Source organism: Xanthomonas albilineans (assembly GCF_002939705.1).
GTDB classification, from domain to species: domain Bacteria; phylum Pseudomonadota; class Gammaproteobacteria; order Xanthomonadales; family Xanthomonadaceae; genus Xanthomonas_A; species Xanthomonas_A albilineans.
The window spans coordinates 1-254 of the sequence record NZ_MDCB01000145.1; the positions used below are offsets into that span (position 1 = coordinate 1).

1 protein-coding gene is annotated in these 254 nt (G+C 61.8%); it reads right to left on the reverse strand.

What is annotated here, in order from left to right; genetic code table 11:
- Positions 1-254 (reverse strand): type IV secretory system conjugative DNA transfer family protein (locus XalbCFBP2523_RS16150; protein WP_158250813.1); only part of this gene is annotated, 254 nt, incomplete at both ends.

Sequence of the window (254 nt, forward strand, 5' to 3'; positions counted from 1 at the left end):
TCGAAGAACAGATTCAACACCCCTTTGGCTTCGATCAGCTTGGCCGGGCTGACGCCGACGTAGATGGACTGGACGGTCTTGCGCAACTTGCTCAGGTCGAAATCGTTGTCGCTGGTCGCCGCGTCCACAATCGGGTTGCTGAAAATGTTCAACGGCGCCAGTGCCGTTTCGATGGCGGAGGTGAAGGTTTCCGGCGCCAGGCCGACCAGGTTGTTCAGGCCGGTCCGCGCCTGCGAGCCGAGGGTGGGCTGCTG